The organism is Paraburkholderia fungorum, from assembly GCF_003610895.1.
Classification (GTDB): domain Bacteria; phylum Pseudomonadota; class Gammaproteobacteria; order Burkholderiales; family Burkholderiaceae; genus Paraburkholderia; species Paraburkholderia fungorum_B.
The window spans coordinates 372,675-397,678 of the sequence record NZ_MCAS01000012.1 but is presented as its reverse complement, the minus strand read 5'-3'; the positions used below and the strand labels follow the sequence as shown (position 1 = coordinate 397,678).

Sequence of the window (25,004 nt, the reverse complement as noted above, 5' to 3'; positions counted from 1 at the left end):
GCTCAAACGCGCGGCCCGTTAATCCGCCAACGGGCCGCCACCGCTCACTTCTTGTAGATCCGCTGACGCGTCTGCTCGAGTTGCGCGAGTATGGCGTCGAGCTTCGACGGATCGGAGATGAATTGCTGCATCCCCTTCATACCTTCATCGGCCATTTCCTTCGTCATATCGCGATCATAGAACTGCGCAATGCCGCCCTTCGTGTTCGCGAGAATCTGGAAGCCGATCTTCGAGATTGGATCGTCGGGTTCAGGCGACTTGCTGTTGGCCGACAACGAACCGAGCCCCTCCGCCAGCTTCGCGCCATTTGCCGGCGTCTGGACGAATGCAAGGAAGGCACGCGCATCTGCCTTGTTCTTGGCCTTCGACGGAATATTCAGCGATTCGACCGGCCCCTCTTCGGCAGTAGGCACATTCGCGTCGATGATCGGGAACTGGAAGTAACCCATTTGCGGCTTGATGTTCGGCGGGAAACCACCGGTGATGAAAGTGCCCATCAGCATCATCGCGGCCTTGCCCTGGAACAGGAACGGCTGCACGGCATCCAGATCGTAGGAAAGCGAGTTGTCGATGAAATAGCCGGCGTCGATCAATTGCTTCCACGTCGTGTAGACCTTCTTCACCCGCGGATCGGTGTACGCAATATCGCCCGCCATCAGCTTCTGATGGAACGCGTTGCCGTTCAGGCGCAAGTCGAGATAGTCGAACCAGCCGGCCAGCGTCCATGAATCACGGCCCGCCACGGCAATCGGCGTAATGCCCGCCGCTTTCAGCTTCTTGCAGTCGTCGAGAAACTGGTCCCACGTTTTCGGTTCGCCGCTAATGCCGACCTTCTGGAACAGATCCTTGCGATAGAACATGCCCCACGAGTAATACACGGTCGGCGCGGCATACTGCTTGCCCTTATAGGAGGACGCTTCCTTGGTCGACGCATACATGTCGTTCCAGCCGTTCTTCGCCCAGTCGCCGCTCAGATCTTCGAACAGGCCGCGCTGCGCGTAATACGCCATGCGTTCGCCGTCATGCCAGTTGACGATATCGGGCGCGACGGTGGAGAGCCAACCGGGCAACTGGACCTTGTACGCCTCCTCATCGATGAACGACACCTTCACGTCGGTGCCGGGATGCGTTTTCTTGAAGTCGTCGATGATCGACTGCCAGACGGCGCGTTGACTTGCGCCCTTGAACGCGATGTTGACCGCGAGCGTGCCGGCCTGTGCCGTGCTGACGAAGGACACGCCTGCGGCGGCCGCGGCCAGCGCGAGTGCCAGCAGAATCTTGCGAGGTTTCAGTGCCATGTTGCTGTCTCCTTTATTCCGTGATTTTGCGTCGTTGTTGTTACTGCATGGAATCCTTCATTCAGCGCTTCAAATCATTGACCCGAGCGATAGACGGCCACACCCTGCGGTTCCACAGCACGCGCACCGATCACGAAGGCCTCGTCGGCGACATTGGCCAGCTTGTGCGTCTGATCGCCGTAGTTGAACACGTAGGTCAGCGCGCCACGACGGCTGAAGCGCACGCTGTCGCCAAGCGGCACCGGGTCGAGGCCCGCTTCCCCTGCAATCCGCTCAAACAGGCGGACGGTGAGCGCGTCGTCGAACAGACTCGCGAGGTAATGAAACGCGCCGCTTCTCACGTAGGCGGGATGGCCGTCGGCAAAACGGGCCCGCACGTCGAGCGTTTCCGCCGCATCGCCGCTGGTGCCTTCACCCTCGCCTGCGCCTTCGATGAAATCGCGCCAGTGACGCGCCACGCCGTCCTCCACTGCCGCGTTGCCGCTATGCGTGAGCCGCACCGCTTCGGTCACATTCGGCCGCATCGATTCAACGCGCCACACCCGCAGCGGCAACACCGAAGCCAGTGCGCCCGGCGGCAGATTCGCCGGAATCTGCATGTCCTGGGTCTTCGAGCCGGTACGCGGACCGAGCACGATTTGCGCGCCCGAGCTCGCGAGGCGTGCGGCAAAATCGCCGGGCACAACGGGCAATGGCGGCACGACGATCAGACGATAACCGTCGAGCGGCGCATCGACCGGCACAATGTCGACATCCAGCCCGAGCGCGCGCAGCGCCGAGTAGTACTCGAATGCGAAGCGCGGATAGTGAAAGTCCGCCCCCTGCGGATGAATCTCGAAGAGCCACTTCGCTTCATAGTCGTAGACGAGCGCGACCTTTGAGCGAATCGCGGCATTGGCGTCGGCGTTCGCGGCCAGCACCGCGTGAATCTCGCCGGCCACTCGTGCAGCTTCATGGCCGCCAATGTCGAGCCGGTTATCGGGCGTATTCAGGCCGGCGTGCATCTGCTCCTGCGCAAACGGCGCCTGACGCCAGCGGAAATACGACACGCAGCCCGCACCGTGCGCGAACGCCTCCCAACTCCACAATCGCACCATGCCCGGCAGCGGCGCCGGATTCCATTGCGCCCAGTTCACCGGGCCGGGCTGCTGCTCCATCACCCAGAACGGCAACTTCGACATGCCACGGTACACGTCATGATTGAACGAGGCGAAGTCGGGATGTCCGCTGCGCAGCCAGCGCGCCTTCACGTCCGGCGCAAACCACTGTTCTTCGAGCGCGCCGAGCGGATAGCTGTCCCAGGCCGCGACATCGAGATCGGCCGCGACCTTGTAGTGATCGAACTCGGTAAAGAGCTGCATGAAGTTGTGCGCGACCGGCCGTCCCGGCGAATGCGCGCGGATGATCTCGACCTGCATGCGGTTGTAGCGCGCCACTTCGTCGGAAGCGAAGCGCCGGTAATCGAGCCGGTGCGACGGATGCGCTTCGGTAACGGTCGCCACCGGCGCGTCGATCTCGTCGAAGCTGCGGTATTCCATGCTCCAGAACACCGTGCCCCACGCGCGGTTCAGTGCGTCGATGGTTTGATAGCGCGCCTTGAGCCACTCGCGAAAGCGTTCGACCGCTGCCGGCGAATAGCTGACCACCGTGTGATGGCAGCCGAATTCGTTGTCAGTCTGCCAGTACGCAACAGCCGGATGCTTGCCGTAGCGCTCGGCAAGCGCCGTGCAGATCCGCTGCGATGCGGCGAAATACGAAGGCGATGAGAAATCGTAATGACGGCGTGAACCGAAAGCACGCGGACGGCCGTCCGCGCCGATCGGCAGAATATCCGGATGACGATCGATCAGCCACTTGGGCGGCGTCGCCGTCGGCGTACACATCACCACCTGCAAACCAGCTGCACCGAGTACGTCGATCGCACGATCCAGCCAGCTCCAGTCATATTCGCCTGGCGTCGGCTCCATCCGGCTCCACGCAAATTCGGCGATTCGCACCTGCTCGATGCCGAGGGCTTTCATCCGCCGGGCGTCGTCTTCCCACATCGACTCCGGCCAGTGTTCCGGGTAATAACAGACTCCAAGGCGCATCCGAATGTCCTCTATACGTAGTGTTCGGCGGATTCAAGCGAAGCGGCGGCAAAGCCGTCTTCGGTAAACAAGTGACAAGCGCGGCGAGGAACACGCAGGCTCGCACGGTCACCCGGCGCGAGGCGTGTGTCGCCCGGCGCCTTGGCGATCAATGCGCCGCCGCCGGGCTGATCGAGGTGGACATAGCTGTGTTCGCCGAGCTGTTCGACGAGGGACACGGTGCGGATCAGCACGGCATCCCGCGGCTGTTCCGCACTTGCCGCATCGATGAATTCCATGTGTTCCGGGCGCACGCCAAGCGTGACCGGCTGCGAAGCCGCGAGCCCATCGCCGCTGACGGGCACGTGCACGTTTTCGGCGGTGTGATCGAGCACGACGGTCACACCGTTCGCATCCGCCGACACCACTCGCCCCGGCAAAAAGTTCATGCGCGGCGAACCGATGAAGCCGGCGACGAAACGGCTCCTCGGACGGTGATACAACTCGAGCGGCGCGCCGATCTGCGCGATGCTGCCGTAGCGCTCGGTGTCCTTGCCCGCGTGCAGCAACACGATCTTGTCGGCGAGCGTCATCGCTTCGATCTGGTCGTGCGTGACGTACACCACGCTGGCTTTGGCGAACTGCTTATGCAAGCGCGCGATTTCGACGCGGGTCTGGCCGCGCAGCGTCGCGTCGAGATTGGAGAGCGGCTCGTCGAACAGAAACACGCCCGGCTCGCGCACGATGGCCCGCCCGATCGCCACGCGCTGCCTCTGGCCGCCTGACAGCGCCTTTGGGCGGCGCTCGAGCAGCGCCTCCAGTTGCAGGATGCGCGCGGCTTCCCGCACCTTGCGGTCAATTTCGTCTTTCGGGGTTTTAGCGAGCTTGAGGCCGAATGCCATGTTTTCGAACACGGTCATATGCGGAAACAGCGCGTAGCTCTGAAACACCATTGCCACGCCGCGCTGCGCCGCCGGCACGTCGTTGACGAGGCGCCCGGCAATCGACAGGTCGCCGTCGGTCACATCTTCGAGGCCGGCGATCATGCGCAGCAAGGTGGACTTGCCGCAGCCGGACGGACCGAGAAACACGCAGAACTCGTTCTCGCCGATCTCCAGGTCGACGTCGCGGATCACCAGCGCGCCGTCGCCATACGCCTTCTGCACGCCTCTCAACGAAATGCTCGCCATTGCATCGACTCCGTGATTAAATCGGCTCGACATCGAAGATTAAGCGCTTAATCAACAGGGCCGAAAAAAATCGATCGCGTGCGATCGCTGGGCCTTGCGTGTCTCCGATATCGTTTTGTCTGTGCTGCAAATGGTGCCGCGCCTTGGGCTGCGATGCAAATGTCGAACAGTCATCCCATATATTGAAAAGCCATGCCCACACTCAGCGAAGTTGCACGCCGTGCCGGCGTCACCCCTGCCACGGTATCGAACGTGCTGCGCAATCGCGGCCGGGTCGGCGCGACCACCCGGCAACGGGTGCTGGAAGCCGTCGAGGCGCTCGGCTACCGCCCGCATCTGGCTGCCCGCGCGCTCGCCGAAGGCCGCGCTCCGACGCTGGCGTTGATGGTATCGAGCATCGCCAACCCGTTCTATCCGGAGTTCGCGCTCGCCGTCGAACACGCGGCGCGCAGCAGCGGCCACTTCGTGATCATCTGCAATACGAACGAAGATCCGCTGATTGGGCGGGCCTATCTCGATCAGATTGCCGGCACGCTTTCCGAGGGCGTGCTCGTGACGAATGCGAACCTGGATTTTACGGACCTGCACACGACCGAATCGCGCGGCACGCCCGTGGTGTTGTGCATGTGGGAACGGCCCAACGAGCCGCCGGGACTGCCGTGCGTCGCGGTCGATTTTCGCCTCGCCGGCGAGCTGGCCGGATCGCATCTGCTGGCGCTTGGTCATCGGCGAATCGGCGCGATTGTCGGCAGCAAGGCCTCGGGGATTCACGCGGCCCGCTACGAAGGTTTTGTCGATGCGCTGCATGCCGCCGGCGCGCCGAAAAGCCGGGTCAAGCATGCGCCCGATACGATACAAGGCGGCTACGCCGCGGCGCGCGCCCTGCTGGAAGCCGACCCGAAACTCACCGCGATCTTCGCGACCAACGATCTGCCGGCGCTCGGCGCGATGCACGCCGCTGCCGATCTCGGCTTGAACGTGCCGCGCGATCTGTCCGTGATCGGCATTACCGATATTCAACTCGCGCGCGAATCGCGGCCCGCGCTGACGACGATCGCCGTGCCGACCGCGGAAGTTGCCGGTCTCGCGGTATCGCTGCTGCGCGAGCTGATCGAATCGTCGTATGGGCAAGCGGGCCGCCCGCTCGCGCCAGACGTGCCAATGCGGATTTCCTCCGCGCCGAAACTGGTGGTGCGCGCATCCACAGGCGCGCCGCGTTCGGCGTAACGTGGCCGTAACAATGCCGGGGACGTTACGTAGCGAACCCGGCCTGCAGCCGTTGCCGCTTCTGGGGCCACCGCCCGCGAACGACCGTATCAAGCGGTTCCAGGCGGCTTCGCGGCGAAAACAGCGTTTCAATCAGTCCATCCATGCAGCTGGCACGGTCCCTGCAATCAGGCAGGAGAAAGGGGAACGGGCTGAGCGCCGGCATGACTCGTATGCCGCCTGCGCTCCCCCAACCGGCCAGGCCAAGGCCATAACATGCATGGATACTCAAAATGATCGCCGATCTTCTGGACGCCGACGTCGCAGCACAGACCACCGACGCGGACTCGCCCTTCGCACAACACCACCCCCTGCAAATCGCGGTTTGCCTGCGCAAGCTGATGACCGGACAGGACTTCGTGACGGTGGAATTCAACGGCCGCCAGATCGTTACGCAAGTGCTCGATGTCGATTCGCGCAATGCCCGCTTTATCTTCGACGCCGGCAGCGTCGAGGCCGACAATTACGCGCTGGCGTCCGCGCGCCAGTTGATCTTCCGCGGCTTGCCGGATGGCATTCGCACGGAGTTCACCACGCTTAACGCAAACCCGATCGTGTTCGAGGGGCGCCCGGCGTTCGAGGCATCCTTCCCCGCGTTCCTGTGCTACGTTCAACGCCGCGAATTTTTCCGCGTGCAAACGCCGGTGCTGGAGCCTTATACCGCTAGCGGGCCCTATGCGGAGGGCGATTCGTTCCGGCTGGAATTGCAGGATCTCTCGTTGGGCGGCGTGGCCTTGAAAACCGCCGATGAACGCTTCGGCTCGCTCGAAAGCGGCACCGTGCTGCGCGACGTCACGCTGCAACTCGGCAGCTTCGGCACGCTGCGGCTCGATCTGGAAATCGTCGCGCCACGGCAATTGACCACGCCGAAGGGCGAACGGCGTTTCGTGATCGGCTGCAAGTTCGTGCAGACGCCGGGACGGGCTGAGCGAACCTTGCAGCGTGTCGTCACTCAACTTGAAACGAAGCGTCAGGCGCTCGCGCCGCGCAGGTAAATTCTCGCGGACAAGCCCTTGTCAGCATCCGCCGCTTCGAAAGCGCGCCGGATTCCAAGGCGGATTACTGAAGCTCGGCGCCTCGCTGAAGCGTCGGAGCCTGTATGAGGCCGGCCGCGCCGACAAGCCGGTACGGCGGAATCTGCCGGATCGCGCTTTCGCCGACGGGGGCGCCTGTGAGCAGATGAGCTGCAAGGTCGAGCGTCGTCGAGCGGCGCGTCAGCATGAGGCACGTCACTTCGTTCTGCAGTGCGCGCGTCGCGTGCCAGCAGCGCGGCCGCATGCAAATCCCCTCCCCTACGGGCACCTCGAAAGCCGTTAATGAATCAAGGTTTGGGTGCCCATCCGGCGTGCTCGTCGCGACAATCTGAACGAGAGGTCCGGTCAGCGGCACCACGGCCTGCTGAGTTAGCCAATGCGCCTCGAGTTGCATCACCTCGGCTTCGCGATCGCGGTATCTGACCCACAGAACTTCGGGATCTCCGGACGGCCCGGCATCGAACAGATGTTCGCGCCAGAAATCGGACGACGGGCTTGTGAACGAAGACGCCGCGTTATCCCCTGGAAACGGCTTGCCTAACATCCATCCGTAGGCTTCGAAAGCGCCGGCAGTAAGCGGTTGAACGGTCAGAGGCGTGGCGGTCGGCATCGCGGTTCGGGCCTTTCTGATAATCAGGGAAAAACATCAGGGGTGCCACTCAATGAGATGGTAGCGCCTCGTCGGTGTCTGGAAAGAGCGCGATATCCGGACCGTTCTCCAGGCTGAATTCCCGCATGACCTTTTGCGCCAGATGCATGATCGACTCGCATAGCAAGCTATCCGGACTTCGCCGGAAGGAGGCAAAAAGTGGCAGTTCCGGGACGCGATGCGTCACTTTCAGCAGTTGCAGATGACCGGACTCCAGCTCGCGCGTCACGAAAGCCGTCGGCAGAACCGCAATGCCGAAACCGTCGAGTACGAGCCTGATAATCGCCGCGACCGAAGACACGCAGTTGATCTGCACATGCGGTTCGCCGGCGGCTGCAAACAGGCCGGCGACAAACACATGCGGCGACGAATGACGGGCAAAGCTCACAATCGGGAAGCTCGCCAGTTCAGCTTCCGATAGAGCTTCAGCCGACAGATTCAGCGACGGACTCGCCACCCATCGCATCGGCAATGCGCCGAGCGAAACATTTTCCGCGTCAGCACCGGTGACCATCGTGCTCAAAAAAGCGATATCCACGTTGCCGTTCACCAGTTGCACGGACAGATTCGTCGAGGTGTCGCAAGTCAGCTCGATCGTCAGGTTCGGATATTCGTCCCGCACTCGCCGTAGTAATTCAGGCAGCCACGTATGCACGACGGACTCCATCACGCCGACCCGCAACAGCCCGCTCACATGCGAGCGGTCGCTTACGCTTGCGAGCATGTCGTTGGTGAGTTTCAGAATCTGCTCGGCGAACGCTAGCGCTTTGGTCCCTTCCTGGGTCAGCTTGACATCGCGCGGCCCCCGGTCGAACAGACGCACGCCGAACTCCTGCTCGAGCGCGGATATCCGACTGGAAATTGCGGCCTGTGTCGCATGCAAGCGCTCCGCTGTCAGCCGGAAATTGCGCAGCTTGGCAAGCCATACAAACGTTTCTAGAAAACGGACATTCATCAGACGCCTTGTGCTCCACGTATTGCGTCCGCTCAACGGACAGCTTCAGTGCGTTGGCAGAGTTTAGCGCCGCAAGATCAGATTCGTGACAACAAAAACTGGCCGACTGGAACAACTTTTTGTTGTGACCATGGCGGCTCGACGCGCAAGGGGCGGCCTTTCGGGAAAGCCCTGGGAGGCGATCAGATTTATCTATCGCCGGTCAATAAAATAAGTCGTTGGACGGAAAAATTTGGCGGTCGAACACTCATTGAACCGAAAACTCAGGAGCCGCCATGTCACCCTCGTTCAGTCAATTGAATCGGACGCTGCAGCGCTGCTGCTTGGCGCAGGTAGCGCGAGCTTCGCGGCGGAGCCTGCCGTGGTCCTGATTGGCCATGCCGCGCCCTTGACAGGGCAGCTCGCGCATATGGGCAAGGACAGCGAAAATGCGGCGAGGCTGGCAATCGACGAGATCAACAGCCAGCATCCGGTCATCGGCGGCAAGCCGGTCCGTCTGCAACTCGACGCTCAGGACGACGCTGCCGACCCACGCACCGGTACTCAGGTCGCCCAGAAGCTCGTTGACGATGGCGTGGTAGCCGTGGTCGGCGATATCAACTCCGGGGTTTCGATCCCCGCATCGAAGATCTACAGCGAGGCCGGCATGGTGCAGATCTCGCAAGGCTCGACCAATCCCACCTATACATTGCAAGGCTTCAAAACGACCTACCGCGTCGTCGCGACCGACGCATTGCAAGGGCCGGCACTGGCTCGCTACGCAGTCGGCACCATGCACGCAAAGCGAATTGCAATCGTGGACGATTCCACCGCATACGGCCAGGGCCTCGCGCAAGAATTTGAAAAAGCGGCAAAAGCGCAGGGCGCCGTTATCGTGACCCACGAAGCCACAACGGATAAAGCCATCGACTTCCGATCGATTCTGACGAAAATCAAAGGCCTGAAACCCGACGCGATCATGTACGGCGGCTCGGACGCAACGGCCGGCCCGCTGGCGAAACAGGCGGCTAACCTTGGCATCACCGCAAAGGTGCTGGGAGGCGACGGTGCCTGCACGGAGAACATGACGCAACTGGCCGGCAGCGCAATCGGCAACGTGACATGCTCAGAAGCCGGACTTGCCCTGTCAAAAATGCCAAAAGGTCAAGACTTTGACAAGCGATACGTGGCACGCTTCAACACACCGATAGACGCCTACGCTCCGTTCACGTATGACGCCGTCTACGTGATCTATGACGCGATGAAGCGAGCCAATTCAACCGACCGGTCGAAAATTCTCGCCGCGATGCCGGCCACGAACTATGACGGCGTGATCGGGCACATCGCGTTCGACCCGCATGGCGACCTGCGGGACGCAGCGATCACGATCTACCAGTTCAAGGACAGCAAGAAGACCGTGATGGATGTCATCAGAATGTGAGCCGGCCGAACGGACCGGATATCGCGTACATCGCGTTACGCCGGGCCACACTGGTCACCTTCCTGAGGGCAGCCACGCCGCCGCAAAAAATCGCCGAAGACTTCAATTCGCTTACAAGCGAGCCAGGACTTTCCCGAAGTCCTGGCGTCTGATCCTGCATCGCATCACTCCTGCAAAGCCCCGCCACGTAAGCCCCGCCGCCTCGGCGGGCGTTACTTCACGCCGATTCCCCCTCCTGATCGTTTTCTTGACGGGCGTCCTCGCGCCTGCTTTACTAAATCAACTCAAGTGATTTAGTCGCCCGATTTCGAACCGGTGGCGAATCGCTTCGGGTCCCAAAGCAGATTGCAAACAGATGGCAAGCGCGCAGCGTTCGCGTGCGCCACCGCCCGCAGTTCACAACGTCGTTGCCAATAACCGGAGGAGCGTCCCATGAATCTGAATTCCCGCAGGCATCCTGGCGCCAGGAAAATCGTGTCGATATGCGTCGCGGCATCGGCGCTGTGGTGTGCAAGCGCGAGCCAGGCAGCCGACCAGCCTGTCGTCGGCCTGATCACCAAGACGGACACCAATCCGTTCTTCGTGAAGATGAAACAGGGCGCCGAAGCGGCTGCCTCGAAAGACGGCGCCAAGCTGCTCACCGCTGCCGGCAAGTTCGACGGCGACAATGCGAGCCAGGTCACCGCCATCGAAAACATGATGACAGCCGGCGCGAAAGCAATTCTGATCACGCCGAGCGATACCAAGGCGATCGTGCCGAGCATCAGGAAGGCGCGCGCGGCCGGCGTGATGGTGATCGCGCTCGACACGCCGACCGATCCGCAGGATGCCACGGACGCCCTCTTCGCCACCGACAACTTCAAGGCCGGCGTGCTGATCGGCAAATACGCGAAAGCGGCCATGAACGGCAAGCCCGCGAAAATCGCCACACTCGACCTCGCGCCCGGCGTATCGGTCGGCGTGCTGCGTCATAACGGCTTCCTGGAAGGCTTCGGCGTGAAGGAAGGCGATCCGTCGATCGTTTGCAGCCAGGACACCCGCGGCGATCAGGCGAAGGGCCAGACGGCGATGGAAAACTGCCTGCAGAAATCGCCGGACATCAACGTGGTCTACACGATCAACGAACCTGCCGCGGCGGGCGCGTATCGCGCGCTCAAAGCGGCGGGCAAGGACAAGAGCGTGATGATCGTTTCCATCGACGGCGGCTGCGAGGGTGTGCGCAATGTGAAGGCCGGCGCGATTGCCGCGACCTCGCAGCAGTACCCCTTGAAGATGGCCGGGCTCGGCGTGACGGCCGGCGTCGACTATGCGAAGACCGGCAAGAAGGTTTCCGGCTATCAGGACACGGGGGTGACGCTGATCACCGACAAACCGATGTCCGGCGTCGACAGCAAGGATACGAAGTTCGGCCTCGACAACTGCTGGGGCAACAAGTAACGGGCATTGAACAGGCGCCCCGCTGCGGCGGGCCGCCTGACTGCTGGAGGGCGGGCCCCAGAAGGCCGGCCCGCGTATTGACCGCATGGACCGCATAGCTCGCTTGCCGCGTTCATGCATCGAGGACACCCCTATCATGTCGACTCCTTCCGCACCAGCCGGCCACCCGCGCCCGCTCACCGACCGCTTGCCGTCGCTCGCTGAAATCGGGCCGCTGATCGCCCTGCTGCTGGCCTGCGGCTTCTTCATTTCACAGAGCGACCGGTTCCTGTCGTTCCAGAACCTCTCGCTGATCCTGCAGCAGACGATGGTGGTTGCCGTCATCGCCATCGGCCAGACGCTGATCGTGCTGACGGGTGGGATCGATCTGTCGTGCGGGATGGTGATGGCGTTCGGCTCGATCATCATGACCAAGTTCGCGGTCACGCTCGGTGTGCCGCCCGTTCTCGCGATTCTGTGCGGCATCGCCGCGAGCGCGCTGTTCGGTGCGCTCAACGGCGTGCTGATCACGAAGATCAAGTTGCCGGCCTTTATCGTCACACTGGGTACGTTGAACATCGCATTCGCGCTCACGCAGATCTATTCGAACGCGGAGAGCGTCTCGAACCTGCCGGACGCGATCATGTTCCTCGGCAACACCTTCAGGCTCGGGCCCGCCGAAGTCACCTACGGCACGGTACTCACGCTGCTGATGTATGCGGCAACGTGGTTCGTGCTGCGTGACACGGTGCCCGGCCGGCATCTGTATGCGCTCGGCAATAACCCCGAAGCGGCGCGCCTGATGGGCCTCTCGTCGCAGAAGATTCTGCTCACGGTGTATTCGCTGGCCGGCGCGATCTACGGCATCGCCGCGCTGTTGTCGGTGTCGCGCACCGGCGTCGGCGATCCGCAGGCGGGGCAAACCGAGAACCTCGACAGCATTACCGCCGTGGTGCTGGGCGGCACGAGTCTGTTCGGTGGGCGTGGCTCGATTTCCGGCACACTGCTCGGCGCGCTGATTGTCGGCGTGTTTCGCAACGGCCTGACACTGATCGGCGTCTCTTCGGTCTACCAGGTTTTGATCACCGGCATGCTGGTGATTCTCGCGGTTGCCGCGGATAAACTTTCCCATCGTCGCGGTTGAGCACTCAATTGGAGTCTGTCATGTCGACATCTACTTCCGCTTCTACCGCGATGCCCGTTCTGCAGGCGCGCGGACTCGTCAAGCGCTACGGCAACGTCACCGCGCTCGACGGCTGCGATTTCGAAGTGCTGCCCGGCGAGATTCTCGCCGTGATCGGCGATAACGGCGCGGGCAAATCGTCGTTGATCAAGGCGCTTTCGGGCGCCACCGTGCCCGACGAAGGCGACATCCTGCTCGATGGCAAACCGGTCAAATTCCGCAGCCCGCTGGATGCCCGCGCTCAAGGCATCGAAACCGTCTACCAGGAGCTCGCCGTAGCGCCCGCCATGAGCATCGCGGAGAACCTGTTCCTCGCCCGTGAGCTCGTCAAACCGGGCTGGCGCGGTTCGATCTTCAAGATGATCGACAAGCGCCGCATGTTGGAGGAAGCCACCGCGCACATGAAGGATCTGCAAATCGGCATCCGCTCGATGCGCCAGGCGGTCGAAACCCTATCCGGCGGCCAGCGCCAGGGCGTGGCCGTCGCGCGCAGCGCGGCGTTCGCGCGGCATGTGGTGATTCTCGACGAACCCACCGCCGCGCTCGGCGTGAAGGAAGGCAACATGGTGCTCGAGTTGATCCGTCGCGTGCGCGATCGTGGTCTGCCGGTGATCCTGATCAGCCATAACATGCCGCACGTATTCGAAGTCGCGGACCGCATCCATATCCAGCGGCTCGGCCGGCGCGCGGCGCTCGTGAATACGCGGGACATCCATATGTCGGAGGCCGTGGCAATCATGACGGGCGCGAAGGAAGCGGACGTCAAGGCGATTGCATGATGGCTGCATCCCGCTGAGGGGCTCGCGACGATGGAAACACCCGGCACCCGCTCGCCGCTCGAACGCACGGTCGGCTCGAATCAGGTCGGCATGCGGCAATTCAACGAACGAATCGTGTTGCAGGCGATCCGTTTGCATGGGCCGTTGCCGAAAGCCGATGTTGGCCGTCTCACGCGTCTGTCGATGCAGACGGTATCGATGATCGTCGACCGTCTGATCGACGACGGCCTGCTCGAGAAGCAGGCGCGTGTGCGCGGCCGCATCGGTCAACCGTCGGTGCCGATCGCATTGCGTGCCGACGGCGCGTACACCATCGGCATCAAGGTGGGACGCCGCAGCCTCGACGTCCTGGCGATGGATTTCGCGGGCCACGTCGTGTGCCGCGATGTCTTCGACTATGCCTATCCCGATCCGCGCACGCTCTTCCCCGCGCTCGAAAGCAGACTGGCGCGTGTCACTCAGACGCTTGGCGCGAAGGCGGACAAAGTGGTCGGCGTAGGCGTGGCGGCGCCGTTGTGGCTCGGCGGCTGGCGCGACTTTCTCGGCGCGCCGCAAGACGCGCTGGAAGCGTGGCACGAGATCGATCTGCGCAGCCGCATCGCGACGATGACCGGCCTGCCCGTCGAATTCGCCAAGGACACCACCGCCGCCTGCGCAGCCGAACTCGTGATGGGCCAAGGCCGTGGGATTCACAATTTTCTGTACCTGTTCGTCGGGACGTTTATCGGCGGCGGTCTGGTGATCGACGGACGCTTGCACGCCGGACCACACGACAACGCCGGCGCAGTCGGCTCGATACCGCTGCGGGACGGCAGCGCTCGCAAACCCGCGCGGCAGTTGCTGCACGCCGCATCGGGTTTTGTTCTGGAGCGGCTATTGAGCGATGCGGGCGCGCCGCCCGCGGCGGCGCATGACCATCGCGCGTTGTCGCCGGACCTGTGGCGGCAGACCGAGCAATGGCTCGACACGGCTTGCCCGGCCATCGCCAATGCATTGACCAATGCGGCGGCTCTGCTCGATCTGGAAGCCGTGGTGATCGACGGCGAACTCGACCGGCAACTGGTCCGCGAAATCATCCGCCGGACCGAGCGCGTGCTCGATCGTTTCGAATGGGAAGGCATGGTGCGCCCGCAATTGCTGGAAGGCACCATCGGCGCCGATGCGCGGGCCATGGGCGGCGCGATTCTGCCCTTGTACGCGCATTTCGCGCCCGTGCACGAACTGTTTCTGAAGCCGGCGACGGACGCGGGATATTAGACGCCGTCACTCATTGCGCTTGCGCGGCCACCTTCGTTATCGACGCGGTTTTGACGGGCGGATTGTCCAGCAACGGCTGCAACACCGGTGCGAGAGATTTCAGCAACTGCACCGAGAGCGCACTCGTGAAGTCATAGTGGGCAGCATACGGTTCGTGCACCCAGGCAGTCAGCGTGCCGTAGAACCGGTCCCCCATCACGAACACGAAGGTTGCGCTGCGGTTCACCTTGCGCGATTCGATCAGGCGCGCGCCTTTGGCCCACACATTGAAGCGCTGATCGCCGGTGCCGGTCTTACCGTAAATCTCCAGGGTCTGGCCATTGGGGAACGTCATGCCCTGGGCGAGACGCTTGGCGGTGCCGCCTAACACGACGTCACGCAACAGCCCTCTGACAACCCCGGCGATCTCCGGCGACAACTGCTGCTGCGGCGCGACCGCCGCGCGCTGGAAATGCGTTTCGTACGGGGTATTTTTCGCGAAATCGAGTTGCGTGAGGCTTTCTGTCGGCACCTTGCTGCCGTCGTTGGCAATCACGCCAATCAGTTGCGCGAGCGCAGCCGGCCGGTCGCCGGACGCGCCGATCGCCGCCGCGTACGACGGCGTGAGCGTCGCGAACGGATAGCCGAGCGCCTGCCACGATTTGCCGATCGCATCGTAGGCGCGCAACTCGACCATCCGCTTGATGCGGCGGTCCTGGGTGGCGTGATAGCGGGTTTTGAAGAGCCACGAATAGGTCGACAGACGCACGTCGCGGCTCGCGGTTTCCATCTGCTCGAGTGTCGCGTCGGGATGAGCGCGCAGATAATTGAGGGTCCACAGTTCCAGCGGATGCACGCTCGAAATGTAGCCACGATCGTTCAGATTGAAGCGGTCGATCGCATATTTTTCATACAGATTCGCGAGATCCTCGTCGTCCAGCACGGAGGCCGCCGGTGTGTTCTTCAACGCGGCGCGCATCTTCGCGTTGAACCACCCGTTCGACTCGTCCGGCGCCACGCTGCGCAACGCCGTCGCCACCTTGGGCGGCGATTTGCGCACGCCGAGCAGCAGCAGGGCCAACTGCTGATCCGGCGTTTTGCCGTGGTACTTCGTGTAGAAGCGACCCATATACACACGGCTCTCCTGATCGGCGAAACGCGTGAGATACATCTTGCGGATCGCCGGATCGCCCAGCCATTGCGACGACGGCCCCGTGGTCTGCACCATCTCGTAGTGGACGATATCGCGCATCAGCCGCACGAACACCAGATTCACCGAATGCTGGAAGGCGCGGTGCACCGTGAGAATGCGGCTGTTGTCGTCGGAATCGAAGTTGTTGAAGGTCTGCGCGCCGCCGCCCGTATAGAAGGTCTCGCCCGGACTCGCCGAGTATTTGCGTTCCACGGCCGCATCGAGCATGGCTTGCAGCGAGCGGTCCGAGGTATGCATCAGATAGTCGAGGGCCCAGCGCGTGAGCTGATCGTTCGGATCGGGCTTCACCGCTTTCAGCTCCGCTACGCTCAATGGGGCATAACGCGCATGCAGATCGGAGACGATCTGCAAATATGTGACTACGGTACGCATTTTCGCGGTTGAACCGAGATTGAGCCGGGCGCCGGAGTTGATGTCGAATGGCTGGTTCACGCTATCGGTTTGCACCCGCACGAGGTTCGCGCCGTCGCGCCGTTCGAAGAGCGTGAAGCTATAGGCGATTTTCGACGGGTCGTCGGCGGCGCGCAGCATTTCAAAACCAACGATTCCCGCGGCCTTCGCGCCGTCGCGCGTCGCGGCGGCGGCCAGGCGGTCACTCACCGCCTGTTGCACGGCGTTATTGAGCGTGCCCGTCGCCTGCAAGTCGAGCCGGTCGAGTTCATAGAAGCTCGGTATGCCGAGCGCCGCCAGCAGATGCGAGCGCATCGACGTGACGGCCTTGCGCGACACGAACGAGTCCGCGTTCTGCACGGCATTCGGTGCGTGGCGCAGCGCCACTTGCGCGGACAGCGCGGCATCGCGCAGCGCGGGCGTGACGACGCCGCCGTTCGCCAGCAAGCGGATATAGCTATCCGTCAGACGTTCGAGGTCGGCATAACCGTGACGCAGGAAATACGACGGCGCGCGCTGCGCGATCATCAGCGAAAGTACCTGGCGAAAGGCAATGCCCTGCTCCGCAAGATTCGCCTCGCTCGACGGCGCTTTCAGAATGCGGTTGACCTCGTTGAAATCGCTGCCGTACCAGGCGGCCAAACCATCGCCGATCCCGTTGATTTCGCCGATACCCGGTTGCGCGGCAAGCGGCACCGAGTTGAGATAGTGGACGACGATCTGCTGCCGCGCGGGCATGGTCTGCGGGCCATTCAGATACGCGCGCACCGAGGCCGACGCGATTTGCCGCAACTTCTCCGGCGGCGTTGCCGTGCGCCCGCCGGCCGAGTGGCGAAACTTCTCTATCTGCGTGGCAAGCGTGCTGCCGCCCGGCGTCGACTGATGCCGGTTGAACACGCGCGCGCCCTGGTCGACGAGTGCGCGGCTAAAGCGCCCCCAGTCGATCGCGGGATTGCGGTTCGGCTGATCCGGATCGAGCAGATAACGGTCCTCGATAAACAGCAGCGAGCGAACGACAACCGGCGGGATCGAATCGAAGCTGTCATAAACGCGGCCCGGAAACTGTGCACCGAAGAGCGGTGCACCGGTGCCGTCGAAGAGTTGCAGTCCCGCCTGATCTTTTTCGGCGTAAGGGATAAACAGGCCGTCGTCGGCCAGCGACAGCATCCGCTCGGAATCACGCGCCTGCGCGCTGATTTCAAACCCGCGTTGCAGCAATCGTTGCTGGAACGACGGCAGCAACGCGTAGCCAAGGCGGCTGTCGTAAGGGCCTTTATCGGCCTGAGGGAACCGGATGGAATGACTTGGACCGTTGTCGACGGAGAAACCCACGTCGCGCGTGAGTTCGGAGAGATAGCGCGCCTGCAGCCGGGACGTTTCGATCTCGACCTGGATAAAGCGCGCCGCCAAAGCCAGTGCGAGCAAAAACGCCGCTGCCAGCCCCCATTTGAGCCACTTCCTGACGGGCGCCGTGCCTGTCGCGCGAAGCGGTAACCGAACCAGTGGCCGATTCATGGCTGCTCTCCCCGAGCGTGCGCCGTGCTATTGATTCTGGCGCACCTTCAATCAAGTGTAGCGCGGAAAATGAGCGTGCAATCGGTTCGGATTTACCCGAGAGTGTCGCCGCAGCAACACCCCATCGCAAGGCATGGCGAAGTGCCGCGAGGCGTGAGATATTGAAAGTCTTTCGCGACTCGAAAAACCGCTTTTTCAGGCGGTTTTCTGCTTTTGCGGTGCCTGATTTTCCAACTGCGCCGCCACCTGCCCTACCGTTCGCTCCCGCAGTAACTCGATGAACTGCTCGGCCGGCGGCGATAGCACGCCGCCCTTGCGCGTTACGATGCCAAAAGTTTGCGAAGGCGATTTGAGTTTGACCGGCACGAGTCGCAACATTTTCTGCTGCACGAATAGCGCCGCAATCGCGGTGGGCAGGAGTGAAACCAGATCCGCACTGCTTTGCAGTAACGCGACTGTCACGAACGTGGAGGCGGTCGAGATCGGGTTGTCCGGCATGTCGAGCCCAGCCAGATCCATCTCCCGTTCGAGCAAGGCATGCAACGGCATATGCGACGGATACATGACCCAGCGGTGGCCGGCCAGGTCACGCAGCTTGACCTCCTTCCTCGGCAGCGGCGGATGACCATACCCCACCACCACGGATAGCGGCTCGTCCGCGAGCGGCCGATAGTGATATTTCGACGGATCGGCCGCAACCGCTGCGCGCCCGATCACCAGATCGAGCCGGCCTTCGTCGAGTTGCAACAGCATGCGCGCGCTCGTGTCTTCCATCACTTCGATCGACAGGCCGGGCTGGCCGGCGTGCAACGCGTTCAGCGCCGGCACGACGCACTCGGGAATCGCCCCCATGATCGCGCCGATCGCAAGACGCCCGCCGCGCCCCGAACGGATCTCCGCTACGTCCTGGCACAGCGCCGTCAGGTCCGTCGCGAGAAGCCGCGCGTAGCGGATCACGCAGTGGCCGAGCTGGTTCGGAATCATGCCGCTCTTCGAGCGCTCGAAGAGCGGCGCCGCCAGCATCGACTCCAGCTCCTGCAGCGCCTTGCTGGCGGCCGATTGCGTCATCGACATCGCACCGGCCGCCTTGTGCAGCGACTTATGGTCGTCCAGCGCGATCAGCAATTGCAACTGCTTCATGCGCAGTCTCGACAGCAGAACGTTCAGGGTGTCTTTCATGGTGTGCCTGGAAGCCGCGGGGTGAGTCGCGGGGTGAGTCGCAAAAGCGATCACAAGATGGAAACAATTCAATATACCCGCCACGCACAGCGCCGTATAGTCAGCCGTATGGTCAGCAACGCAGACATTCAAAACCCCACCTCCGACCACGTCAGCAGCTCAACTCAACGCCCCTCATCATGACCCAGACACCCAACCCGGCTACTTTGCGCGGCGTGTTCCCCGTCGCGCCCACCATCTTCGACGAGACCGGCCGTCTCGACCTGGAAGGCCAGAAACGCTGCATCGATTTCATGATCGACGCGGGCTCAAACGGCCTGTGCATTCTGGCGAACTTCTCCGAACAGTTCGCGCTGTCCGACGAAGAGCGCAACACGCTGATGCACGTGGTGCTCGAACATGTCGCCGGCCGCGTGCCGGTGATCGTCACGACCACGCATTTCAGCTCGCACCTGTGCGCCGAACGCAGCCGCGGTGCGCAGGCCGCGGGCGCCGCGATGGTGATGATCATGCCGCCTTACCATGGCGCCACGATTCGCATTGGCGAGCGTGGCATCTACGAGTTCTATCGCACGGTGTCCGATGCCATTGGGATTCCGATCATGATCCAGGACGCGCCGGTCAGCGGCACGGCATTGTCTGCGCCGTTCCTCGCACGCATGGCGCGCGAACTGCAGAACGTGTCTTACTTCAAGATCGAGGTGCCGCAGGCAGCGAACAAGCTGCGCGAGCTGATCGAACTGGGCGGCGACGCCGTGGTGGGCCCGTGGGACGGCGAAGAAGCGATCACGCTGATGGCCGATCTCGATGCGGGCGCAACCGGTTCGATGACCGGCGGCGGCTATGCGGACGGCATCCGCCTGATCGTCGACGCCTACGCGGCCGGCGACACCGAAGCCGCCGCCGCGCATTATCAGCAGTGGCTACCGCTCATCAACTACGAAAACCGCCAGGGCGGCCTCGCGTCGTGCAAGGCATTGATGAAAGAAGGCGGCGTGATTCGCTCGGACGCGGTGCGCCATCCTTTGCCGCCCATGCATCCGGCCACGCGCGCAGGCTTGCTGAAAGTCGCGCGGCGGCTCGATCCACTGGTGTTGCGCTGGAACGCCTGAGATCCGACTGCGCATGCACCGCCGGTGCCCGCGCAGTCGTATACGCTGCCGTCAGCCCGGTGGATGCAGTCCACGGGGGGAAAACCACATATAAGACCAGGAGGAAATTGAGTAACATAGGCCCGCAAGCCCACCACTCCAATTTCCATGACCGCCAATCCTCGAGAACTGACGCCGGAAACCCTCGCCGAGTTGCTCGAGCGCATTGCCAGACAGGACGGCGCCGCGCTGCGCGAGCTATATGATCTCGCTGCCCCGAAACTGTTTGGCCTCGCGCTCCGTATATTGAGCAAGCACGAGTGGGCCGAAGAGGTCTTGCAGGACAGCTTCGTCAATATCTGGCGCTTTGCCGGCGACTACCGCCGGGCACTGTCCGCCCCGATGACGTGGATGTCGGCGATCGTCAGGAACCGTGCTCTCGATCACCTGCGACGGGTCAACACGCAGGAAACCGAATGGAGCGATGCGTTGGACGATCTTGTGGCAAGCGGCGATCCGGATCCCGAAGCGCTGAGCGCGGTCAGCCTGCAGGCACGCCTGCTGGCCGGCTGCATGCAGCAGCTGGAACCGGCGCAGCGTCAGGCAGTTGCGCTGGCCTACCTGCGCGATCAGAGCCATAGCGAGATTGCCGAGGTGCTGACGGTGCCGCTCGGCACCGTCAAATCCTGGATCCGGCGTGGCCTTGCCAAGCTGAAAACCTGCCTGGGAGGTCAGTGATGAATCTCCATCGCTATCCTCAGCAGGTCGACATGCTGGCCGCCGAATATGTGCTCGGCACGCTGCGCGGCGGCGCCCGGCGCCGCTTCCAGTACTACGCCGACCACGACGCGGTGATCCGTCAGGCGATCGACGAATGGCTGCGGCGAATCTCGCCGTTGGCCGAACTCGCGGAGCCGCGCATGCCGTCGGCCGCCGTGTGGCAAGCCATCGAACGGCGTCTCGATCTGAGTTCGGCACGGGAGGCGGCACGCCCGCGTACCGTGGCCGAAAAACCCGCGCGCCCGTCCGGCAGCATCTTCGAGAACCTCGCGTTCTGGCGCGGCTGGGCGATCGGCGTGACAGGGTTCGCCGCGATCGCCGCCGTGGTCGCGATACGCTCGCTGCTGCCGTCCGGTGCGACCACGTCCACTGCCCCGATCGTCGCGCAGCAGCCGGAAACGGCCGTTTCGCACGTCGCGGTGCTCAACGACAAAGACACGCATCCGGTCATGCTGGTCGCGTGGGACGAAGCCCATGCCACCATGACGCTGCATCCGCTCGGCAAGGTCGACTTGCCGGCCGGCCGGGCGATGGAGTTGTGGGGGATTCCGGCCAATGGCCACCCGGTGTCGCTCGGCATGTTGCCGGACAGCGCCAACGGCAAGGTCACGGCCGGTCAGCAGAAACCGGAGCGCTACGCGGCGCTGGCGGTCTCGATCGAAGCGCCGGGCGGCTCGCCCGATCACAATGCGCCTACCGGTCCGGTGGTATTCAGCGGCAAGCTGCTGCCAGTGTCCTGAGTTAGCCTTTGATCCTATGCAAAGCTTTTATGAAGCCAGCGTCGCCCGCTCTGCCGGGCGCGCCTCAGCTTACGCGCCGCTAACCGGGCGGCGCAGCGTCGACGTCTGCATCATGGGCGGCGGCCTCGCGGGTTTGTCCACGGCGCTGGGGCTTGCCGAGCGGGGCGTCGCCGACGTTGCCGTGCTCGAAGCCGAGCAGGTCGGTTTCGGCGCCTCGGGCCGCAACGGCGGCTTTGTGTTCGGCGGCTACAGCCTCGATTGCGCGGATCTGCTGAAAACCCTCGGGCCGGCCCGCGCGCGCGAACTCTATACGCTGACCACCGACGCCGTCGATCTGATGAGAAAGCGTATCCAGCGCTACCACATCGATTGCGACGTGACCGATGCCGGCGTGATCCTCGCCAACTGGTTCGATGAACCGGCCAGGCTCGACACGCAGCGTCGCCTGATGCGGGATTCGTTCGGCGTCGAGTGGGAGCCCGTGGCGGCCGCGGCGCTCGCCTCACAACTGAAGACGAGCCGCTATCACGGCGGCCTGTTCGAGCGCAACGCATTCCACTTTCATCCGCTGAAATATGTGCTCGGGGTGGCTGACGCCGCGGCCAATGCGGGCGTGCGGATTCACGAGAAGTCACCGGTCGTGCGTCTGGAACGCGACGGCGCCGGCTTCCTCGTGCATACACCGCACGGCGTGCTTGAAGCCCGCCACGTGGTCATGGCCGGCGGCGGCTATGCGCGCAACGTCTATGCGCGGGTCGAGCGCGCGGTGCTGCCGATCGCCACCTACGTGATCGCCACCGAACCGCTCGGCGCACGCCTGAAAGACGCGATCGACACGCGCGCCGCCGTCTACGACACACGCTTTGCCTTCGACTACTACCGCCCGCTGCCCGACACCCGCATCCTGTGGGGTGGCCGCATCTCGGTGCGCGAGCGCGACCCCGAAAGCATCGCGCGGCTGCTGCGCCACGATCTGCTCAAGGTCTATCCGCAATTGCACGACGTGCGTATCGAGTATGCCTGGGGCGGCCTGATGAGCTACGCGCGCCACAAGATGCCGCAGATCGGCCGCAGTGCGGACGGCGTCTGGTACGCCGTCGGCTTCGGCGGGCACGGCATGGCGCCGACCACCGTCTCCGGCGAATTGCTGGCGGCGGCCATTTCCGGCGAGCGGCCGGTGCCCGACGCGTTCGCCGCCTTCGGCCTGACGCACGCTTACGGCGCGCTCGGTCTCGCGGCCGCCCAACTCACTTACACCGCCATGCAGGCACGCGACGCGCTCGCCTCCCCGCGCCCCTCGACGCGTCCGCCACGCTCGACGCCGTGACGCCGCGCCATACCCAACTCGACACGCAACGCGGTACGCCGCCGCTTACCCCCGGGACCCGCTCCAGAGGCGGATTTCGCCATGCTAGAATGCGCCGTCACTGCCGCTCGAATACACAATGAAAAAGGGAAGCAAGGCCGCCGAGCCTGATACCAACGGCATCGCGTCCAGCGCCCCGCGCGCCGACGCCCGACGCAAGTACGATCCCGAACAGACGAAGCGCAACATCCTCGACGTCGCGACCCAGGAGTTCTCCGCGATGGGACTGACCGGTGCGCGCGTCGACGCGATCGCGGAGCGCACGAACACCACCAAGCGCATGCTGTACTACTACTTCGGCAGCAAGGAAGGGTTGTACCAGGCGGTGCTGGAAAAGGTGTACGGCGACATTCGCGCGCTCGAACAGGATCTGCACGTCAGCGAACTCGATCCGATCGAGGGCATGCGCGCGCTGGTCGAGTTTACGTTCGACTATCACGACCGCCAGCGCGACTTCGTCCGTCTCGTGACGATCGAGAACATTCACGGCGCGAAGTACGTCGAGCAGGTGAAGAGCTTCAAAGGCCGCAACGTCACCGTCATCCATACGATCGAAGATCTGCTCTCGCGCGGCATCGCCGCGGGACTGTTCCGCAGCGACGTCGACGCGATCGACCTGCATCTGATGATCAGCTCGCTGTGCTTTCACCGCGTCGGCAATCGCCACACCTTCGGCACGGCGTTTGGCCGCGATCCGTCGCATCCGCGCCTGCGTGCGCGTCATCGCGCCATGATCGTCGACGCCGTGCTGCGTTTTGTGCGCAAGGAAGACTGAAGCACGCCTGAAACGAAAGAAGGGGGAGGTGGCACGGCCACCTCCCCCTTTTCTATTCCATCAGGCACGCGGTTCAATCCACCAGCACGATCCGCTTGATATCGCCGACGACAAAGATGTACGACAGCGCGCCGATCAAGGCAACCGCGCCGATGAACACCAGCGCGCCGACAAACGAGCCGGTTGCCGCGACGATGAAGCCCACCACCAGCGGCGTGATGATGCCGGCCAGATTGGCGGCAAAGTTGAAGATACCGCCCGTCACGCCGAGCAGGCCTTCCGGCGCAATGTCCGATACCAGGGTCCAGCCCAGCGCCGCCATCCCCTGCGCGAAAAACGCCACCGACAGAATCGCGATCACCACCACATTGCTTTCGACATAGTTGGCGAGAATGATCGTCGACGCAAGCAGCAGGCCAGCAATGATCGGCAGCTTGCGCGCCACGTTTGCCGACTTGCCGCGCCGCAGCAGCCAGTCGGAGAAAATGCCGCCGAACATCACGCCGATCGATGCGGCAATGAACGGCATGATGGCGAAGAAGCCGATCTTCAGCCATCCCATGTGGCGCTCGGTAGCCAGATACGTGGGGAACCAGGTGAGGAAGAACACCAGCGTCGAGTTACCGGCGAACTGACCGAGGCAAATGCCGGCCAATTGACGATGCTTGAGCAGACGCCCGATGGTGCGCCATTCGAAGCCGCTTTTGCCGGCGGCAGCTGCCGACGTTGCTGCTGGTGCGCCGGAAGAACCGGCGTCCTTCTTTGCGTGGGTCAGACCGCCGCCTGCTTCGATATAGTCGAGCTCCGCCTGATTGATCCACGGATGCTCGTGCGGCTCGCGATAAAACTTCCACCAGATCAAGCCGAACACGATGCCCACGGCGCCCACCACGTAAAACAGCGAACGCCAGCCGAACGCGCCCATCAGCATGAACAGGAACGGGCTGAAAAACGCCAGGCCGATATATTCGCCGACCGTGTAAGTGCCGGTCGCCATCGCGCGTTCGCTTTGCGGAAACCATGTCGCGACCACCCGGCTATTGGTCGGAAAGCACGGCGCTTCTGAGACGCCCAGGCCGAGCCGGAGCGCGAACAACGCGCCGATGCCATGCACGAGCCCTTGCGCCAGCGTGCACAGCGACCAGAACGTCATCGACAGAAAATACGTGAGCTTGCTGCCGAAGCGGTCCAGAAAGAGGCCCCCCGGAATCTGCGAGGCCACATAGCTCCACGAGAACACGGAGAACAGCAAGCCCATGACCGCGGCGTTGATACCGAGCTCCTTGGTCAACTGCGGCGCCGCGATGCCGAGCACCGTGCGATCCAGATAATTGATCATCGTGCCGATCGCCAGCAGCGAGAGAATCTGGTAGCGGGCTTTCGAGCGGCGCACGCTGCCCACAGCGGCATGCGTCTGGCGTGTCGCGTCGGCGGGAGTGGATGGAAGTGGTTGCGGCATG

At 63.2% G+C, this 25,004-nt stretch carries 20 protein-coding genes; 12 read left to right on the top strand and 8 right to left on the bottom strand.

What is annotated here, in order from left to right; all coding sequences use genetic code 11:
- Nucleotides 1–44 precede the first annotated feature (44 nt).
- From BCY88_RS14515 to BCY88_RS14505, 3 genes are all read right to left on the bottom strand, one after another.
- Entirely contained in the window at nt 45–1,298 is a 1,254-nt protein-coding gene (locus BCY88_RS14515) for an ABC transporter substrate-binding protein (protein WP_120344905.1), read from the bottom strand.
- A 74-nt stretch (nt 1,299–1,372) separates the two neighbouring features.
- The gene (locus tag BCY88_RS14510) at nt 1,373–3,388 is read right to left on the bottom strand and encodes a beta-galactosidase (protein ID WP_120344904.1); all 2,016 of its coding nucleotides are present in this window, start codon (nt 3,386–3,388) and stop codon (nt 1,373–1,375) included.
- An 11-nt stretch (nt 3,389–3,399) separates the two neighbouring features.
- Nucleotides 3,400–4,557 carry an ABC transporter ATP-binding protein gene (locus BCY88_RS14505; RefSeq protein WP_120344903.1) on the bottom strand — a complete coding sequence of 386 codons (1,158 nt, stop codon included), beginning with the start codon at nt 4,555–4,557 and terminating at the stop codon, nt 3,400–3,402.
- A 192-nt stretch (nt 4,558–4,749) separates the two neighbouring features.
- Here BCY88_RS14505 and BCY88_RS14500 point away from each other — a divergent pair, with 192 nt between their 5' ends.
- Together BCY88_RS14500 and BCY88_RS14495 are read left to right on the top strand one after the other, a co-directional pair.
- Nucleotides 4,750–5,784: a LacI family DNA-binding transcriptional regulator gene (locus BCY88_RS14500; protein ID WP_120344902.1), complete on the top strand. Its 1,035-nt coding sequence runs from the start codon at nt 4,750–4,752 to the stop codon at nt 5,782–5,784.
- Between the two features lie 272 nt (nt 5,785–6,056).
- Nucleotides 6,057–6,818 (top strand): flagellar brake protein, encoded by a 762-nt coding sequence (locus BCY88_RS14495; RefSeq protein WP_120344901.1) that lies wholly within the window; start codon nt 6,057–6,059, stop codon nt 6,816–6,818.
- 64 nt (nt 6,819–6,882) lie between these two features.
- Here BCY88_RS14495 and BCY88_RS14490 read toward each other — a convergent pair whose 3' ends face one another.
- The gene (locus BCY88_RS14490) at nt 6,883–7,467 is read right to left on the bottom strand and encodes an ureidoglycolate lyase (RefSeq protein WP_120344900.1); all 585 of its coding nucleotides are present in this window, start codon (nt 7,465–7,467) and stop codon (nt 6,883–6,885) included.
- A 49-nt stretch (nt 7,468–7,516) separates the two neighbouring features.
- Nucleotides 7,517–8,461, bottom strand: coding sequence for a LysR family transcriptional regulator (locus BCY88_RS14485; RefSeq protein ID WP_120344899.1), 945 nt, complete (start codon nt 8,459–8,461; stop codon nt 7,517–7,519).
- A 316-nt stretch (nt 8,462–8,777) separates the two neighbouring features.
- Between BCY88_RS14485 and BCY88_RS14480 the strand changes: the two genes are divergently transcribed.
- The 5 genes from BCY88_RS14480 (at nt 8,778) to BCY88_RS14460 (ending at nt 14,516) form a co-directional block, all read left to right on the top strand.
- Complete coding sequence (locus BCY88_RS14480) at nt 8,778–9,881, top strand: branched-chain amino acid ABC transporter substrate-binding protein (RefSeq protein WP_259461404.1); 1,104 nt, start codon at nt 8,778–8,780, stop codon at nt 9,879–9,881.
- Nucleotides 9,882–10,313: 432 nt separating this feature from the next.
- Entirely contained in the window at nt 10,314–11,318 is a 1,005-nt protein-coding gene (locus tag BCY88_RS14475) for a sugar ABC transporter substrate-binding protein (RefSeq protein WP_120344897.1), read from the top strand.
- Between the two features lie 136 nt (nt 11,319–11,454).
- The gene (locus BCY88_RS14470; protein ID WP_120344896.1) at nt 11,455–12,441 is read left to right on the top strand and encodes an ABC transporter permease; all 987 of its coding nucleotides are present in this window, start codon (nt 11,455–11,457) and stop codon (nt 12,439–12,441) included.
- 20 nt (nt 12,442–12,461) lie between these two features.
- On the top strand, nt 12,462–13,259 hold the full coding sequence (locus tag BCY88_RS14465; protein WP_120344895.1) for an ATP-binding cassette domain-containing protein: 798 nt from the start codon (nt 12,462–12,464) through the stop codon (nt 13,257–13,259).
- Between the two features lie 30 nt (nt 13,260–13,289).
- Nucleotides 13,290–14,516 carry an ROK family transcriptional regulator gene (locus BCY88_RS14460; RefSeq protein ID WP_120344894.1) on the top strand — a complete coding sequence of 409 codons (1,227 nt, stop codon included), beginning with the start codon at nt 13,290–13,292 and terminating at the stop codon, nt 14,514–14,516.
- 10 nt (nt 14,517–14,526) lie between these two features.
- On the opposite strand, the gene BCY88_RS14455 is transcribed toward BCY88_RS14460, so the two are convergent.
- Together BCY88_RS14455 and BCY88_RS14450 are read right to left on the bottom strand one after the other, a co-directional pair.
- Complete coding sequence (locus BCY88_RS14455) at nt 14,527–17,613, bottom strand: transglycosylase domain-containing protein (protein ID WP_120344893.1); 3,087 nt, start codon at nt 17,611–17,613, stop codon at nt 14,527–14,529.
- A gap of 195 nt (nt 17,614–17,808) precedes the next feature.
- Complete coding sequence (locus BCY88_RS14450; RefSeq protein WP_120344892.1) at nt 17,809–18,792, bottom strand: LysR family transcriptional regulator; 984 nt, start codon at nt 18,790–18,792, stop codon at nt 17,809–17,811.
- Nucleotides 18,793–18,971: 179 nt separating this feature from the next.
- On the opposite strand from BCY88_RS14450, the gene BCY88_RS14445 reads away from it, so the two are divergent.
- From BCY88_RS14445 to BCY88_RS14425, 5 genes are all read left to right on the top strand, one after another.
- Complete coding sequence (locus BCY88_RS14445) at nt 18,972–19,904, top strand: dihydrodipicolinate synthase family protein (protein ID WP_120344891.1); 933 nt, start codon at nt 18,972–18,974, stop codon at nt 19,902–19,904.
- 147 nt (nt 19,905–20,051) lie between these two features.
- Nucleotides 20,052–20,621 carry an RNA polymerase sigma factor gene (locus BCY88_RS14440; RefSeq protein WP_120344890.1) on the top strand — a complete coding sequence of 190 codons (570 nt, stop codon included), beginning with the start codon at nt 20,052–20,054 and terminating at the stop codon, nt 20,619–20,621.
- Entirely contained in the window at nt 20,621–21,403 is a 783-nt protein-coding gene (locus tag BCY88_RS14435; protein WP_120344889.1) for an anti-sigma factor, read from the top strand. The genes BCY88_RS14440 and BCY88_RS14435 overlap by 1 nt, the downstream gene beginning before the upstream one ends.
- Before the next feature lie 16 nt (nt 21,404–21,419).
- Nucleotides 21,420–22,730 carry an NAD(P)/FAD-dependent oxidoreductase gene (locus BCY88_RS14430; protein WP_120344888.1) on the top strand — a complete coding sequence of 437 codons (1,311 nt, stop codon included), beginning with the start codon at nt 21,420–21,422 and terminating at the stop codon, nt 22,728–22,730.
- Nucleotides 22,731–22,848: 118 nt separating this feature from the next.
- Nucleotides 22,849–23,544: a TetR/AcrR family transcriptional regulator gene (locus tag BCY88_RS14425; RefSeq protein ID WP_120344887.1), complete on the top strand. Its 696-nt coding sequence runs from the start codon at nt 22,849–22,851 to the stop codon at nt 23,542–23,544.
- 73 nt (nt 23,545–23,617) lie between these two features.
- Here BCY88_RS14425 and BCY88_RS14420 read toward each other — a convergent pair whose 3' ends face one another.
- A complete protein-coding gene (locus BCY88_RS14420) occupies nt 23,618–25,003 on the bottom strand; it encodes an MFS transporter (RefSeq protein WP_120344886.1) in 1,386 nt (461 codons plus the stop codon).
- Nucleotide 25,004 lies beyond the last annotated feature (1 nt).

Coding starts and splice junctions, on each gene's coding strand:
- BCY88_RS14475 (WP_120344897.1), top strand. CDS start 10,314: ATGAATCTGAATTCCCGCAGGCATCCTGGCGCCAGGAAAATCGTGTCG.
- BCY88_RS14440 (WP_120344890.1), top strand. CDS start 20,052: ATGACCGCCAATCCTCGAGAACTGACGCCGGAAACCCTCGCCGAGTTG.
- BCY88_RS14500 (WP_120344902.1), top strand. CDS start 4,750: ATGCCCACACTCAGCGAAGTTGCACGCCGTGCCGGCGTCACCCCTGCC.
- BCY88_RS14510 (WP_120344904.1), bottom strand. CDS start 3,388: ATGCGCCTTGGAGTCTGTTATTACCCGGAACACTGGCCGGAGTCGATG.
- BCY88_RS14505 (WP_120344903.1), bottom strand. CDS start 4,557: ATGGCGAGCATTTCGTTGAGAGGCGTGCAGAAGGCGTATGGCGACGGC.
- BCY88_RS14465 (WP_120344895.1), top strand. CDS start 12,462: ATGTCGACATCTACTTCCGCTTCTACCGCGATGCCCGTTCTGCAGGCG.
- BCY88_RS14435 (WP_120344889.1), top strand. CDS start 20,621: ATGAATCTCCATCGCTATCCTCAGCAGGTCGACATGCTGGCCGCCGAA.
- BCY88_RS14495 (WP_120344901.1), top strand. CDS start 6,057: ATGATCGCCGATCTTCTGGACGCCGACGTCGCAGCACAGACCACCGAC.
- BCY88_RS14450 (WP_120344892.1), bottom strand. CDS start 18,792: ATGAAAGACACCCTGAACGTTCTGCTGTCGAGACTGCGCATGAAGCAG.
- BCY88_RS14515 (WP_120344905.1), bottom strand. CDS start 1,298: ATGGCACTGAAACCTCGCAAGATTCTGCTGGCACTCGCGCTGGCCGCG.
- BCY88_RS14470 (WP_120344896.1), top strand. CDS start 11,455: ATGTCGACTCCTTCCGCACCAGCCGGCCACCCGCGCCCGCTCACCGAC.
- BCY88_RS14425 (WP_120344887.1), top strand. CDS start 22,849: ATGAAAAAGGGAAGCAAGGCCGCCGAGCCTGATACCAACGGCATCGCG.
- BCY88_RS14460 (WP_120344894.1), top strand. CDS start 13,290: ATGGAAACACCCGGCACCCGCTCGCCGCTCGAACGCACGGTCGGCTCG.
- BCY88_RS14485 (WP_120344899.1), bottom strand. CDS start 8,461: ATGAATGTCCGTTTTCTAGAAACGTTTGTATGGCTTGCCAAGCTGCGC.
- BCY88_RS14455 (WP_120344893.1), bottom strand. CDS start 17,613: ATGAATCGGCCACTGGTTCGGTTACCGCTTCGCGCGACAGGCACGGCG.
- BCY88_RS14420 (WP_120344886.1), bottom strand. CDS start 25,003: ATGCCGCAACCACTTCCATCCACTCCCGCCGACGCGACACGCCAGACG.
- BCY88_RS14430 (WP_120344888.1), top strand. CDS start 21,420: ATGCAAAGCTTTTATGAAGCCAGCGTCGCCCGCTCTGCCGGGCGCGCC.
- BCY88_RS14445 (WP_120344891.1), top strand. CDS start 18,972: ATGACCCAGACACCCAACCCGGCTACTTTGCGCGGCGTGTTCCCCGTC.
- BCY88_RS14490 (WP_120344900.1), bottom strand. CDS start 7,467: ATGCCGACCGCCACGCCTCTGACCGTTCAACCGCTTACTGCCGGCGCT.